Source organism: Microbispora sp. NPDC004025, from assembly GCF_053604425.1.
This window is the reverse complement of sequence record NZ_JBSGHN010000001.1, coordinates 490187-503219: the sequence shown is the minus strand read 5'-3', so window position 1 is coordinate 503219 and position 13033 is coordinate 490187. Positions and strand designations below refer to the sequence as shown.

Below are 13033 nucleotides of genomic sequence, written 5' to 3'. Positions count from 1 at the left end.
TGCCCTCTTGCCCGGTAAGCCGTCGGGAGTGATACTCGGCTTTTCCCGCCCTGGCGCTTCCGGGGAGGAGCCCTGGTGGTGGACGACGAGCTCGCGGAGGTCCTCCGGTCCGGGCCCTTCGAGCGTGCCCTGCGGGCCGCCATCCGCACACGGGGCCTGAGCCTCGACCGCCTGCACTCGCGGCTGCGGGAGCGGGGCTTCGAGGTCAGTCTGTCCAGCCTCAGCTACTGGCAGCGCGGCCGGTCCCGGCCCGAGCGCGCCGCCTCCCTGGCGGCGGTCCGGGAGCTCGAGGTCATCTTGTCCCTGCCCGAATACGCCCTGATCGGCCTGCTCGGGCCGCCCCGCCCGCGGGGGCGGCGGCCGGAGACGCTCACCGTGCTCAGCCATCACGAGCAGGTGGTGGTGAGCACCGGCCGGCGGCACCGGGTGAGCGCCCGCGTCGTGCTGCGGGCGGCCACGCCGGGCGTGGACCGGTACGTGGTCGCCCATCCGCCGGGCACCCGGCTGCTGCGCACCGAGTGGTGCCGGCCCGGCCGCGGCGGCGACGACGGCACGGGACTCCTGACCGAGCTGATCTTCCCGCACCCGCTCGCCTCCGGCGAGACCCACGTCGTGGAGTACGTCACCGCCGTCGCCCCTGCCGACCGGTACGACCGGCGCCTGCGGGACCCGGTCGAGCAGCATCTGGTGCAGGTGCGGTTCACGGGCGGGCGGCTGCCGGTGCGGTGTTTCCACACATGGTCGCCGGACGCGTCGGCGCCGCCCCGCGACGCCGGCGAGCTGCGCGTCGACGCGTTCGGCACCGCCCACCTGGTGGACACCGGCGCCCGGCCCGGCGTACGCGGCATCCGCTGGGAATGGGTCTGACGCCGTGACCGGCGGGCGGGAGTGGGTCTAGCTCCTGGTGATCCGGACGTCGTCGACGCCGGCCTCCACGAGGCTGGCGGTCGCCAGGTCGGCCGCCTCGAACTGGATGCGCACGGTCTGGCCGGCGAACCCGGTCAGCGACGCGGTGGCGACGCTCCACGCGCCGTCCCTGTCGGTGGCCGCGCCGAGCTGCTCGAAGACCGTGCTCGTCGTGCCGCCGATCACCTTCACCCGGAAGTAGTCGGCCGCGGACGAGTTCGACCCGTGGGCGAGGTACCAGGACAGCGACAGCGTGAGCGTCCCCGAGGCCGGCAGCGTGATCGGCGGCGACGTGATCGTGGTCACTCCCCCGTCGACGTCGCCGTCTCCCGCGCTCGTCCCGGCGGCGGCGCCGGTCACCAGGTCGTAGCTCCCGCTGACCGTGGTGCCGAGCTGCTTGGCCCCGCTGGAGGACGTCGCGGCGGGGTCGGCGCGCTCCCACCCGCCCGAGGTGGCCGTGTCGGTGCCCGCCGTGTTCGCCGTCCAGCCGGTCGCGGTCTCGAAGGTGTCGGAGTAGACGACGGCGGGCGGCGTGCCCGTGCCGCAGTAAGCGGACTCCTTGCCGATGACCCGGTAGACGCAGTCGGCGTTCTGCACGAGCAGGAGCGCGGCCGCCCGGTTGCGGGAGGTCTCCCGGTCGATCGTCTCGTCCGGCGGGTAGAAGCCGGGGTTGCTCCCCCTGGGATACATCTCGAACGTGTACGTGAAGATCTTGTAGGTGCCCCACATCCAGTCGTCGATCGAGCCGTCGGTGATGTAGAGGTCGCTCGCCTGCTCGGCCGTGTACCCGTTGGTGGCCGCCATGCTGCGGCCGAGGGCGGCGTGCGCGTCCCGGTCGTCCTGCGTCATCCCCGGGCCGGTGTCGGCCGTCGTGTACCCGTACGGCCACAGGACGAGTTCGCTGTAGGTGTGCCAGTCGATGGCGGCCTTGATCTGCTGGACGCCGCCGACCACCCGGCCGCGGACGAAGTCGGCCGCCGCCCTCACCTCCGGGGCCGACTCGGCGGCCGCTCCGCGGTAGGTCTCGCTCGACGGGGTGCCCGAGGAGCCGCCGCAGCAGCCCCACCTGTAGCCCCAGTTGCGGTTGAGGTCGGTGCCGACGCTGGAGGTGCCGGAGTTGGGCTGACGGTTCTTGCGCCAGGACCGGTAGGCGCCGGTGGCGACGTCGTACTCGCCGCCGTCGGGGTTGAGGTCGGGCAGGATCCAGATCTCCCGCGTGTTCACCAGGTCGGTGATCTGGGCGTCGCCGCCGTAGCCGTCGGTGAACAGGCGCAGCAGGTAGATCGCCATCTCGACGGTCAGGTGCTCGCGCGCGTGCTGGTGGGCGGTGAACAGCACCTCCGGCTCGTTCTCGTCGGCGGCCACGTTGTCGCTGATCTTGACGCCCATGAGGTCGCGGCCCTCGTAGGAGCGGCCGTAGCTGAACCGGCGGGCGATCGTGGGATGGGCGGCGACGACCTGGTCCACCAGCGCGCTGAGCTCGGCGTAGTTGTGGTAGCCGGAGTCGCCCGCGGGGAAGTCGAAGGTCTGCGGGCCGGCGGCCTCGGCCGGGGGCGTCAGGTCGGTGACCCTGAACCCGAGCCGTCGGATGGCGTCGGCCTCCTGGAGCGTCGCGGTGACGACCATGCTCCGGCCGTGCACCTCGTCGATCGCCGCCCCCGTGCGGGCCACCGCGCTGCGCTGCGCGACAGTGGCCGGACCGTCCACCTGGTACTGCCTGGACGGCGACGGCTCCTGGTCCGCCCGCCCCGCCGGGGCGTCCCCGGCGGCCGCCAGCGGTGCCGCCGGCGGGACGGCCGACGACACGGGGGCGGCTCCGAGCAGCGTGGGGAGGGTGCACAGCAGCGCCGCGGCGATCGCGAGCGCCGGCGGGCGGCGACGTCTTCTCACTCCACGTCCTTCCTTGCGGTAGGTACGTAGAGTGATCACTCAGACGGGCCGCTTCAACGGTCACCGGGCCGTGTCGCGCGACCCGGTGAACCACCCCCACTCCGACCTGGTCATTCCACAACGAGTCCGGATGTTCTGTGGAATTTCAACTCATCTTGTGTCGGATTCCGCGCAGGTCAGCGCGGCCCGGCCCGCTTCGAGCCGCGCCACCGGGATGCGGAACGGCGAGCAGGAGACGTAGTCGAGGCCGATCCCGTGGCAGAAGTGGACCGAGTCGGGGTCGCCGCCGTGCTCGCCGCAGATGCCGATCTTGAGGCCCGGCCGGGTCCGTCTGCCCTCCTCGGCCGCGATCCGCATCAGGCGGCCGACGCCCTCACGGTCGATCGACTCGAACGGCGAGACCCCGAAGACGCCCAGGTCGAGGTACCTGCCGAAGAAGCCGCTCTCCACGTCGTCGCGGGAGAATCCCCAGGTCATCTGAGTGAGGTCGTTGGTGCCGAACGAGAAGAACTCGGCGGACTCGGCGATCTGCCCGGCCGTCAGCGCCGCCCTCGGCACCTCGATCATCGTGCCGATCGCCGCCTCCACGCCCGCCTCGGCGAGGATGCGCTCCGCCTCCTCCCGCACGATCTCCAGCTCCTGCACCGCGCCGACCAGCGGGATCATGATCTCCGCCCGGGCGCCCTCGACCCGCCGGGCCGCCGCGGCGATGGCCCGCACCTGCATCGCGAACAGGCCGGGGATCGTCAGGCCGAGCCGTACGCCGCGCAGGCCCAGCATCGGGTTCTGCTCGTGCAGCCGCTTGACCGCCGCCAGGAGCCTGCGGTCCCGGTCGTCCGCCCCCTCCCCCGCCCGTTCTTCGGCGACGGCCACCTTCACGGCCAGGTCGGTGAGGTCGGGCAGGAACTCGTGCAGCGGCGGGTCGATCAGCCGGATCGTCACCGGCAGCCCGCGCATGGCCGTGAAGATGCCGGTGAAGTCGCCGGTCTGCAGCGGTTCCAGCGCGTCCAGAGCGACCTGCCGCTCCTTGGGCGTCGCGGCCAGGATCAGGTCCTCCACGAGCCGCCGCCGCTCCCCCAGGAACATGTGCTCCGTACGGCACAGCCCGATGCCCTGGGCGCCGTAGCGGCGGGCACGGGCGGCGTCCTCGGCGGTGTCGGCGTTGGCCCGTACGGCGAGCCGGCGGACGGAGTCGGCGTGCGTCATGATGCGGTCGACGGCCCGGACCAGCTCGTCCCCGGCCGGCTCGCCCTCGAAGTACTCGGCGACCGGTGAGGCGGTGACGGGGACCTCGCCGAGGTAGACGGCGCCGGTGCCGCCGTCGATGGAGATCACCTCGCCCTCGTTCACGACGATCCCGCCGGGCGCGGTGAAGCGGCGGGCATGCGTGTCGACGTCCAGCTCCTCGGCCCCGCACACGCAGGTCTTGCCCATGCCGCGGGCCACCACGGCGGCGTGGGAGGTCTTGCCGCCCCTGGAGGTGAGCACGCCCTGGGCCGCGATCATCCCGGCGAGGTCGTCGGGGTTGGTCTCCCGCCGCACGAGGATGACCGCCTCGCCCCGCCCGGCCAGCTCGACGGCCCGCTCGGAGCTGAAGACGGCCTTGCCGGCGGCGGCACCGGGCGAGGCGTTCATTCCGGTGGTCAGCCTGCGGTTGCCCGCCGTCGCGGCGAAGCGGGGGAACATGAGCTGGGCGAGCTGATCGCCCGTGACCCGGATGACCGCCTCGTCCATGTCGATGAGGCCCTCGTCCACGAGCTGGGTGGCGATGCAGAAGGCGGCCTCGGCAGTGCGCTTGCCGACGCGGGTCTGCAGCATCCACAGCTTGCCGCGCTCGATCGTGAACTCGATGTCGCACAGGTCGCGGTAGTGCCGCTCCAGCGTCGCCATGATGTCGAGAAGCTCGCGGTAGGCCGGGGGGTTGATGGTCTCCAGCTCCTGCAGAGGGACGGTGTTGCGGATGCCGGCGACGACGTCCTCGCCCTGGGCGTTGCGCAGGTAGTCGCCGTAGACGCCCTGGCGTCCCGAGCCGGGGTCCCGGGTGAAGGCGACCCCGGTGCCGGAGTCCGGGCCCATGTTGCCGAACACCATGGCGACGACGTTGACGGCCGTGCCGAGGTCGGCGGGGATGCGCTCCTGGCGACGGTAGAGGATCGCGCGCGGGGCGTTCCAGGAGTCGAAGACCGCCCTGACGGCGAGGTCCATCTGCGTACGGGGGTCGGCGGGGAAGTCGCGGCCCGTCCGCTCGCGGACGATGCCCTTGAAGGTCTCGACCAGCCGCTGGAGGTCGGCGGTGTCGAGGTCGGTGTCCTCCCGCTCGCCCTTGAGGTCGTCCATCGCGTCCTCGAACAGCTCGTCGTCGATGCCCAGGACGGTCTTGCCGAACATCTGGATGAGCCGGCGGTAGGAGTCCCACGCGAAGCGGTCGTTGCCCGACTGCTTGGCCAGCCCGAGGACCGAGTCGTCGTTGAGGCCGATGTTGAGGACGGTGTCCATCATGCCGGGCATCGAGAACTTGGCCCCGGACCTCACGCTGACCAGCAGCGGGTCGTCGGCCTGGCCGAGGCGCTTGCCCATGCGCGCCTCCAGGGCGGCGAGGTGCTCGCCGATCTCCCCCGCCAGACCGTCGGGCGTGCCGCCGTGCCGGAGGTAGTGGCGGCACGCCTCGGTGGTGATCGTGAAGCCGGGAGGCACGGGCAGGCCGATGTTGGTCATTTCTGCCAGATTGGCGCCCTTACCACCGAGGAGGTCTTTGAGGTCCTTGTTGCCCTCGGTGAAGTCGTAAACGTACTTGGGCATGTGACGCTCCTTCGCCGACTTCAAAGAAACCGCGGACGCGGCCCGCAACCGGACTGTACCTAGGAAAAGCAGCACCAAACATCACCCTTCACCGCATATGACGTCTAAGCAGGTAGATGGGCTGTTAGAGGTCTAATCCAATCAAAGATCTGTCGCTTTTCCGGAGAGCGCACACTGGTATAAACCAATTCGACGTCATGCGCGTCGCACAGGCCCCGCATCGCCGGAGGGGAATTGGTTTAGACCATTGTCCGGTAAGGCGGAGTTCCGGTGCGTCGGCGATACGGGCGCGACGGTCTGCGATATAAACGAGGCACCCTCCGAACGCAGTCGAACAGAGGGGTTTCAGTGTCGCGAGGGGTGTCGGCGCGGAGGATCTGGCCGGTCATGGCGGCGACGGTTGCCGGGCTCGGCGCGATGGCGGCGACCGCGGGCTGCGGCGGTGCGCGGGTCGCCCCCGAGGAGTACGCCTCGGCCACGCCGTCGCCGTCCTGGAAGGCGTGCGAGGAGACCGCCTCCTCGTCCGGCTTCGAGTGCGCCACGCTCCAGGTGCCGCTCGACTACGCCAAGCCCGAGGGCAAGAAGATCGATATCGCCCTGATCCGGCTGCGGGCCACCGACAAGAGCCGGCGGATCGGCTCCCTGGTCTTCAACTTCGGGGGTCCCGGCGGCTCGGGCGTCACGACGCTCATGAACGCGGCGCACGCGTTCTCCACGTTGAACACCCGCTACGACCTCGTCGGCTTCGATCCGCGCGGCGTGGAACGCAGCAGCGGCATCCGCTGCCTGAGCGGCCCGCAGATGGACCAGTACATGAGCAGGGAGCCCAGCGAGAACGCCGCGGCCGAGACCAAGCTCGTCACCGGATTCGCGCAGGGGTGCGAGCGGAACGCGGGCTGGATCCTGCCCTACGTCGGCACCGTCAACGCGGCACGCGACATGGAGACGCTGCGGGCGGCCCTCGGCGACCCGCGCCTCAACTACTTCGGCTTCTCCTACGGCACCCACCTCGGCGCGGTGTACGCCACGCAGTTCCCGAAGAAGGTTGGGCGGATGGTGCTCGACTCCGCCGTCGACCCCTCGATCGGCATGCTCGAGATGGCCAAGACACAGGCCCTCGGCTTCCAGAAGGCGTACGAGGACTATCTGGCCGACTGCGCCAAGACGCGGACGAGCTGCCCGCTGGGCGCCGACCCCGCCGCCGCCAACGCCACCGTGCTCCAACTCCTCGACACCCTGTCCCGCACGCCGGGGAAGGTGGGCTCGCGCACGGTCACCGAGGACGTGGCCCGGGCGGGCATCACCCAGGCGCTCTACAGCAAGCTCACCTGGCCGCTGCTGACCGAGGCCCTGGACGAGGCCCGGAAGGGCAAGCTCGACGGCCTGCTCGCGCTGGCCGACCAGTACGCCGGGCGGCAGCCCGACGGCACCTACTCGACCCTGCAGTTCTCGCTGCCGTCGGTGCTGTGCGTCGACAGCACCGACCGGCCCTCGGTCGCCCAGGCCGAGGAGCTGGCCCGGCGGCTGGAGAAGCGGACCCCGATCTTCGCCTCGACCGCGATCAGCGCGGGGTCGTGCAGCGTCTGGCCGGTGCGCGGGGACGACGCCGCCAGGCACGTCGACGCCACCGGGTCCGATCCCATCCTGGTGGTCGGCGTGACGAACGACCCGGCCACGCCGTACCAGTGGGCGCCGCGGCTGGCCGAACAGCTGCGCACCGGCGTGCTGCTGACGTTGAACGGCGAGGGACACGGCGCGTACGGCCAGAGCAGGTGCATCGACGACAAGGTCGACGCGTTCCTGCTGGAGGGGAAGGTCCCGGCCAATGGAACGCGCTGCGACTGAGCGCGCCCCCGGCCGGGTCGTCCGTGCGAGGCCCTGCAGGGCCTCGACCTCCAGCAGCCCGGTGGAGTAGCCGCTGCGCGAGGTGAGGCTGAGCCGGATCCGCGTGGTGGTGACCGGCGAGAGCGTCACGGTGTTGAGGTGTTCGCGGCCCCGAGCGCCCGCGTAGGTGGCTTTACCTGGCCCTACTTGGCCTTTCTGCCGCCCCAGCCGGCCAGCGATGCTCCGAGGACCGCAGCCACCGTGTAACACGCCACCCGCACCGCGAATCCGCCGGGCAACCATGCGAGCAGCCCGGCGTTGTCGTGGTCGGCCAGCAGCCGGATGGCACCTTGTGCTCCCAGGACCAGCAGCAGGATGCCGATGACCAACACGGTTACGTGCCTCATCTGCGTCTGTCTCCCATCGCTCCGCAGGGCGGTGACGGCAGGCGCACTCGCGTGCCTGCCGTCAGTTTTGTGGTTCGATCGCACCATAACAGTGTCTTGGTACGATCGCACCACAACGAGCACGGAGGACGGACGGGTATGCCACGACAGGCGGACCACGACCAGCGCCGCCGCCAGATCGCCGAGGCCGTGTGGCGCCTGGCCACTCGTGGTGGCCTGGAAGGCGTCACCTTGAGGCAGGTCGCGGCCGAGGCCAAGGTCTCCGCCCGGCTGCTGCAGTACTACTTCGGCACCCGCGACCAGCTGCTGCTCGGTGCGCTGGAGATCCTCAACGACGACGCCGAGCGACGAGCCCGCGAACGCCTCGCAGGACTCGGCGAGGCACCCGCCGTACACGCACTCGTGCGGGGAGTGCTGCTCGAACTGCTCCCGCTGGACGAGGAACGACGCAATCGGCATCTGGTGTACGCCGCCTACTTCATCCCTTTCCTCACCGACCCCGTCATGGCCAAGGCTGCCCGGGACGCGCCGCGTGCGCTTGAGGACCTCGTCGCCGGTCTGATCACGCAAGGCCAGGAACTCGGCCAGGTGCCCCGCGACCTCGACGCCGCGGCCGAGGCCGCGTTCCTGGTGACAGGTGCCGACGGGATCCAGACCACCGTTCTGCTCGGACAGCGGACCCCCGAAGAAGCCGTGAGCTTGATCGACCATCAGCTCGCCCGCATCTTCGGAGCCACGATCCGCGAGTGAACGTGTCCGCCGCCGCGACGGCCGGCAGCCCACCCGGCATCTCCGCAATCGAGACGCACTCTGCTTGAGCGGCGCACGCAGGTCGTCGACGCAGTCAGACCCTGGACGCCGACGCAAAAGCGCCTGTCCGGAAATTTCCGGACAGGCGCCTTGTCGTGGTGATCTAGTCGTTGAGGTGCTGGCGCAGGTACGACTCGACCTGGTCGAGCGCGACCCGCTGCTGCGCCATGGAGTCCCGCTCGCGGATCGTCACGGCCTGGTCCTCCAGGGTGTCGAAGTCGACCGTGATCGCGAACGGCGTGCCGATCTCGTCCTGGCGGCGGTAGCGGCGGCCGATGGCGCCCGCGTCGTCGAAGTCCACGTTCCACCGGCGGCGCAGCCGCGCCGCGAGGTCGCGGGCCTTCGGCGACAGGTCGGCGTTGCGCGACAGCGGCAGCACCGCGACCTTGACCGGGGCCAGGCGGTGGTCGAGGCGCATCACGGTCCGCTCCTCCATGACGCCCTTGGCATTGGGCGCCTGGTCGACGGTGTAGGCGTCGATGAGGAAGGTCAGCGTCGCGCGGTCCACACCGGCCGCCGGCTCGATGACGTACGGCACGTAGCGCTCGCCCGACTCCTGCTCGAAGAACGACAGGTCGGTGCCGGACGCCTTGCCGTGCGCGGTGAGGTCGAAGTCGGTGCGGTTGGCGATGCCCTCCAGCTCACCCCACTCGCCGCCGGCGAAGTTGAAGCGGTACTCGATGTCCACGGTCCGCTTCGAGTAGTGGGACAGCTTCTCCTTCGGGTGCTCGTAGAGCCGGAGGTTGTCCTTGTTGATGCCGAGGTCGACGTACCAGCGCAGGCGCTCGTCGATCCAGTACTGGTGCCACTCCTCGTCGGTGCCCGGCTTGACGAAGAACTCCATCTCCATCTGCTCGAACTCGCGGGTGCGGAAGATGAAGTTGCCCGGGGTGATCTCGTTGCGGAACGACTTGCCGACCTGGCCGATGCCGAACGGGATCTTCCTGCGGGCCGACTGCTGGACGTTCAGGTAGTTGATGAAGATGCCCTGGGCGGTCTCCGGCCGCAGGTACGCCAGGCCGGACTCGTCCTCCACCGGGCCGAGGAAGGTCTTCAGCAGGCCGCTGAACTGCTTCGGCTGGGTGAAGCCGCCCTTGTTGCCGCAGTTGGGGCAGGTGATGTCGGCCAGGCCGCCCGCCGGCTCGCTGCCGTGCTTGGCCTCGTACGCCTCGATGAGGTGGTCGGCGCGGTAGCGCTTGTGACACGACTGGCACTCGGTGAGCGGGTCGGTGAAGGTGTCGACGTGGCCGCTGGCCTGCCAGACCTCGCGGGCGAGGATGACACAGGAGTCGAGGCCGACGACGTCGTCGCGGCCCTGCACCATGGCCTTCCACCACTCGCGCTTCACGTTGTTCTTGAGCTCGACACCGAGGGGGCCGTAGTCCCAGGACGCCCGCAGGCCTCCGTAGATCTCGCTCGACGGGAAGACGAGCCCGCGGCGTTTGGCGAGGCTGACGATCGTTTCCAAGACGTCGGTGCGACGTGCCATCAGTGGAACTCCATCCGGCTGGGTGTCGGCGTTGAGATCGGGGTCAGCGGTGCGCTGATCGCTGAGGCGGGCGGACCGGCGGGCCGCCTGCCGGCGGCGGCGGGATGTCCGGCCACCTGCCCGGATCTGGGCTCAAGCTTAGGGGAATCCGGCGCCCCCGCGCTCAAGCCTTGCCCGGGGTGCCCGCGTTCGCCCCCTCGCCCGGGAGCGCGTAGACGCCTTCGAAGGCGCTGGGCTCGTTGATCATAAGGGTCATCAGCGGATACATGACCATTCGCGCCGCCGACAGGGCGCGGCGGTAGTAGCCCGCGCCCTCCCACTCGGTGACCACGGCCCACAGGGCCGGCTCGTCCACCGACCTGCCGATCTGCCCGCGCAGGTATCCCGGCTGCGCGGCCAGCAGGTCGAGGATGGCGCGCGCCTGGGCGGCGAACTCGTCGGCGCGGGCGCCCGGCACCGAGTAACGGATCACGGCGAGCATGCCGCCCAGCATGCCACCCCTCCCGTACGCCCCCGCCGGGAGGGGGCGACGCGGGCGCAAGGGCACCGCGAACGACGCGACGGGGGGCGCTGTCCAATGGGATCGGCACTAGGCTCGAACGCGTGGGAAGCGAAACCGAACCGCCGCGCCGTCAGGTGCCGGCGCATCCTCTGGCGAGGAAGTCCCCCGCCCGGGCGAACGCGGCGTCCCCGCGGGCGCGGCGGCCGCTGCCGCCGGGCGAGCAGTTCTTCACGCCCGGCGCGACCGGGCGGCGCGCGGCGGTCGAGCGCATGAGCGCCGCGCCGCTGGTCTTCCTGTTCCAGCAGCCCCGCTGGCTGGCCCCGCTGGTGCTGGTGGCCCTGCTGATCGCCGGACTGGTGGTGCCCGACTGGCGGGGCGGGGTGGCCGTGCTGCCGGTGCTCGCGTTCATCGCCTGGCTTGCCTACCTGTCGTGGCCGTCGCTGCGTCCGGTGGGCCGGTTGCTGCGGGTGGCGGTCGGGACGTTCCTGGTTCTCCTCGCCGCCACCCGTTTCGGACTGATCTGACGCGAACCGGCCTAACCTGATAGGTCGTAGGGCGAAGCCGTACACAGGAGTCCTGATGACGAAGAGCCGCGACGCCGTCCACGAGATCCTCCGGCAGAGCCGGGGGTTCCGCAGCGCGCAGGACGTGTTCGCCGAGATGCGCGCGGTCGGCTCGAAGATCGGCCTGACGACCGTGTACCGGGCGCTCCAGTCCCTCTCCGACGCCGGCCGGGTCGACGTGCTGCGCACCGACGAGGGCGAGTCGGTCTACCGGGCCTGTCAGACCGACACCCATCACCACCACCTCGTGTGCCGGGTGTGCGGTCGTACGATCGAGGTCGCCGGGCCGGACGTGGAGCGCTGGGCCGAGGTCGTCGGGGCCGAGCACGGCTTCATCGACGTCACGCACACCGTCGAGATCTTCGGCACCTGTTCCTCGTGCGCGGAGTCCTGTGGGGAGCCGTCGGGAGAGGCGGCCCGGAAGGGCTGACCCCGCCCCGCGCGGGCCCGTCGAGAGGTACGCTGCCTGCGCCGCGACATGAGGGAGATGGCGTGCCGTTCAGCCATGACATGGTGTATTCGCTGGCGACGGTGGTGGACCTCATCAACACCGGCGCCGGCGAACGCGACGGGCTGGCCGAGGTCGGCGACCTGGAGGAGTTCGTCCGCAGGCGGGAGGTCAGCGGAGTCGGGGCGCTGACCCGGCGCGACCTCGCCGAGGTCCGGGACCTGCGCGAGGAGTTCCACGCCGTGTTCACCGCGCCGGACCAGCCGACGGCGGTCGGCCTGCTCAACACGCTGCTGCGGCGCACCAGCATCACGCCGAGCCTGACCGAGCACGACGGCCATTCCCTCCACGTCCACTACTTCGCACCGGACGCGTCGGTCGCCGAGCACCTGGCCGCCGACTGCGGCGTCGCGCTCGCCCACGTGCTGGTGGAGAACGAACGGGACCGCCTGCGCACGTGCGCCGCGCCCGACTGCTCGCACGTCTTCGTGGACGAGTCGCGCAACCGCTCCCGGGTCTACTGCGACAGCCGCACCTGCGGAAACCGCATGCACGTCGCGGCGTACCGGGCCCGCCGCCGCGACGCCTCCTGAGTCAGACCGCCTCGCCGGGGACGGCGTTGGGCAACGCCCCGCCGTACCTGCGGTCGCGCTTGGCGTAGATCTCGCACGCCTGCCACAGGTCCCGGCGGTCGAAGTCGGGCCACAGCTGGTTGAGGAAGACCATCTCGGCGTACGCGGACTGCCAGAGCAGGAAGTTGGAGGTGCGCTGCTCGCCGGAGGAGCGCAGGAACAGGTCCACGTCGGGGATCTCCGGCTCGTCCAGGTAGCGGGCGAAGGTCTTCTCCGAGACCTTGTCGGCCTTGACCCGGCCGGCGGCGATGTCGCGGGCGAGCTTCACCGCCGCGTCCACGATCTCCGCGCGGCCGCCGTAGTTCACACAGAACTGCAGGGTCAGCGTGCTGTTGCCGACCGTCATCCGCTCGGCGTCCTCGAGCTCCTTGATGACGCTCTTCCACAGCCGCCCGGGACGCCCGGCCCAGCGCACCCGCACGCCCATCGCGTGGAGCTGGTCGCGCCGCCTGCGGATCACGTCGCGGTTGAACCCCATGAGGAAGCGCACCTCGTCGGGCGAGCGCTTCCAGTTCTCCGTGGAGAACGCGTACGCCGACAGATAAGGGATGCCGAGCTCGATGGCGCCCTCGATGACGTCGAACAGCGACGCCTCGCCCATCTTGTGTCCCTCGGTCCTGGGCAGCCCGCGCGCCTTGGCCCAGCGGCCGTTGCCGTCCATGACGATCGCCACATGTCGCGGCAGCAGGGCGCGCGGGATGGCGGGCGCGGTGGCCCCGGACGGGTGCGGAGTAGGAGGACGGACCATGTTCCGAGGGTATTG

The 13033-nt window shown here is 70.8% G+C and carries 12 protein-coding genes; 6 read left to right on the top strand and 6 right to left on the bottom strand.

The annotated features are described in order from the left end of the window. The first annotated feature begins 75 nt into the window (after positions 1-75). Complete coding sequence (locus ACWEQG_RS02505; RefSeq protein WP_452281063.1) at positions 76-867, top strand: hypothetical protein; 792 nt, start codon at positions 76-78, stop codon at positions 865-867. Between the two features lie 27 nt (positions 868-894). Here ACWEQG_RS02505 and ACWEQG_RS02500 read toward each other — a convergent pair whose 3' ends face one another. Together ACWEQG_RS02500 and ppdK are read right to left on the bottom strand one after the other, a co-directional pair. Next, positions 895-2796 carry a M14 family zinc carboxypeptidase gene (locus tag ACWEQG_RS02500; RefSeq protein ID WP_452281061.1) on the bottom strand — a complete coding sequence of 634 codons (1902 nt, stop codon included), beginning with the start codon at positions 2794-2796 and terminating at the stop codon, positions 895-897. Positions 2797-2946: 150 nt separating this feature from the next. Beyond that, complete coding sequence (ppdK, locus tag ACWEQG_RS02495; RefSeq protein WP_452281059.1) at positions 2947-5595, bottom strand: pyruvate, phosphate dikinase; 2649 nt, start codon at positions 5593-5595, stop codon at positions 2947-2949. A 387-nt stretch (positions 5596-5982) separates the two neighbouring features. Between ppdK and ACWEQG_RS02490 the strand changes: the two genes are divergently transcribed. Continuing rightward, positions 5983-7440, top strand: coding sequence for an alpha/beta hydrolase (locus ACWEQG_RS02490; RefSeq protein WP_452281057.1), 1458 nt, complete (start codon positions 5983-5985; stop codon positions 7438-7440). A gap of 182 nt (positions 7441-7622) precedes the next feature. Here ACWEQG_RS02490 and ACWEQG_RS02485 read toward each other — a convergent pair whose 3' ends face one another. Continuing rightward, complete coding sequence (locus ACWEQG_RS02485; protein ID WP_452281055.1) at positions 7623-7826, bottom strand: hypothetical protein; 204 nt, start codon at positions 7824-7826, stop codon at positions 7623-7625. Positions 7827-7964: 138 nt separating this feature from the next. Here ACWEQG_RS02485 and ACWEQG_RS02480 point away from each other — a divergent pair, with 138 nt between their 5' ends. Continuing rightward, positions 7965-8576, top strand: a complete 612-nt coding sequence (locus ACWEQG_RS02480) for a TetR/AcrR family transcriptional regulator (RefSeq protein WP_452281053.1) — start codon at positions 7965-7967, stop codon at positions 8574-8576. Positions 8577-8739: 163 nt separating this feature from the next. On the opposite strand, the gene ACWEQG_RS02475 is transcribed toward ACWEQG_RS02480, so the two are convergent. Together ACWEQG_RS02475 and ACWEQG_RS02470 are read right to left on the bottom strand one after the other, a co-directional pair. Further along, the gene (locus ACWEQG_RS02475; RefSeq protein WP_363464009.1) at positions 8740-10125 is read right to left on the bottom strand and encodes a glycine--tRNA ligase; all 1386 of its coding nucleotides are present in this window, start codon (positions 10123-10125) and stop codon (positions 8740-8742) included. Between the two features lie 163 nt (positions 10126-10288). After that, a complete protein-coding gene (locus ACWEQG_RS02470; RefSeq protein ID WP_452281051.1) occupies positions 10289-10606 on the bottom strand; it encodes an antibiotic biosynthesis monooxygenase in 318 nt (105 codons plus the stop codon). Positions 10607-10728: 122 nt separating this feature from the next. On the opposite strand from ACWEQG_RS02470, the gene ACWEQG_RS02465 reads away from it, so the two are divergent. The 3 genes from ACWEQG_RS02465 (at position 10729) to ACWEQG_RS02455 (ending at position 12231) form a co-directional block, all read left to right on the top strand. Next, positions 10729-11151, top strand: coding sequence for a DUF6703 family protein (locus tag ACWEQG_RS02465; RefSeq protein WP_452281049.1), 423 nt, complete (start codon positions 10729-10731; stop codon positions 11149-11151). A 55-nt stretch (positions 11152-11206) separates the two neighbouring features. Next, entirely contained in the window at positions 11207-11620 is a 414-nt protein-coding gene (locus tag ACWEQG_RS02460) for a Fur family transcriptional regulator (protein WP_363464004.1), read from the top strand. A 62-nt stretch (positions 11621-11682) separates the two neighbouring features. Further along, complete coding sequence (locus tag ACWEQG_RS02455) at positions 11683-12231, top strand: CGNR zinc finger domain-containing protein (RefSeq protein ID WP_363464002.1); 549 nt, start codon at positions 11683-11685, stop codon at positions 12229-12231. A gap of 1 nt (position 12232) precedes the next feature. Here the strand turns inward: ACWEQG_RS02455 and ACWEQG_RS02450 are convergent, their stop codons facing one another. Beyond that, the gene (locus ACWEQG_RS02450; RefSeq protein ID WP_452281047.1) at positions 12233-13018 is read right to left on the bottom strand and encodes an isoprenyl transferase; all 786 of its coding nucleotides are present in this window, start codon (positions 13016-13018) and stop codon (positions 12233-12235) included. Positions 13019-13033 lie beyond the last annotated feature (15 nt).

Excerpts from the sequence above, each read along its gene's own strand:
- ACWEQG_RS02475 (WP_363464009.1), bottom strand. The coding sequence starts at position 10,125 with ATGGCACGTCGCACCGACGTCTTGGAAACGATCGTCAGCCTCGCCAAA.
- ACWEQG_RS02485 (WP_452281055.1), bottom strand. The coding sequence starts at position 7,826 with ATGAGGCACGTAACCGTGTTGGTCATCGGCATCCTGCTGCTGGTCCTG.
- ACWEQG_RS02480 (WP_452281053.1), top strand. The coding sequence starts at position 7,965 with ATGCCACGACAGGCGGACCACGACCAGCGCCGCCGCCAGATCGCCGAG.
- ACWEQG_RS02460 (WP_363464004.1), top strand. The coding sequence starts at position 11,207 with ATGACGAAGAGCCGCGACGCCGTCCACGAGATCCTCCGGCAGAGCCGG.
- ACWEQG_RS02450 (WP_452281047.1), bottom strand. The coding sequence starts at position 13,018 with ATGGTCCGTCCTCCTACTCCGCACCCGTCCGGGGCCACCGCGCCCGCC.
- ppdK (WP_452281059.1), bottom strand. The coding sequence starts at position 5,595 with ATGCCCAAGTACGTTTACGACTTCACCGAGGGCAACAAGGACCTCAAA.
- ACWEQG_RS02490 (WP_452281057.1), top strand. The coding sequence starts at position 5,983 with ATGGCGGCGACGGTTGCCGGGCTCGGCGCGATGGCGGCGACCGCGGGC.
- ACWEQG_RS02470 (WP_452281051.1), bottom strand. The coding sequence starts at position 10,606 with ATGCTCGCCGTGATCCGTTACTCGGTGCCGGGCGCCCGCGCCGACGAG.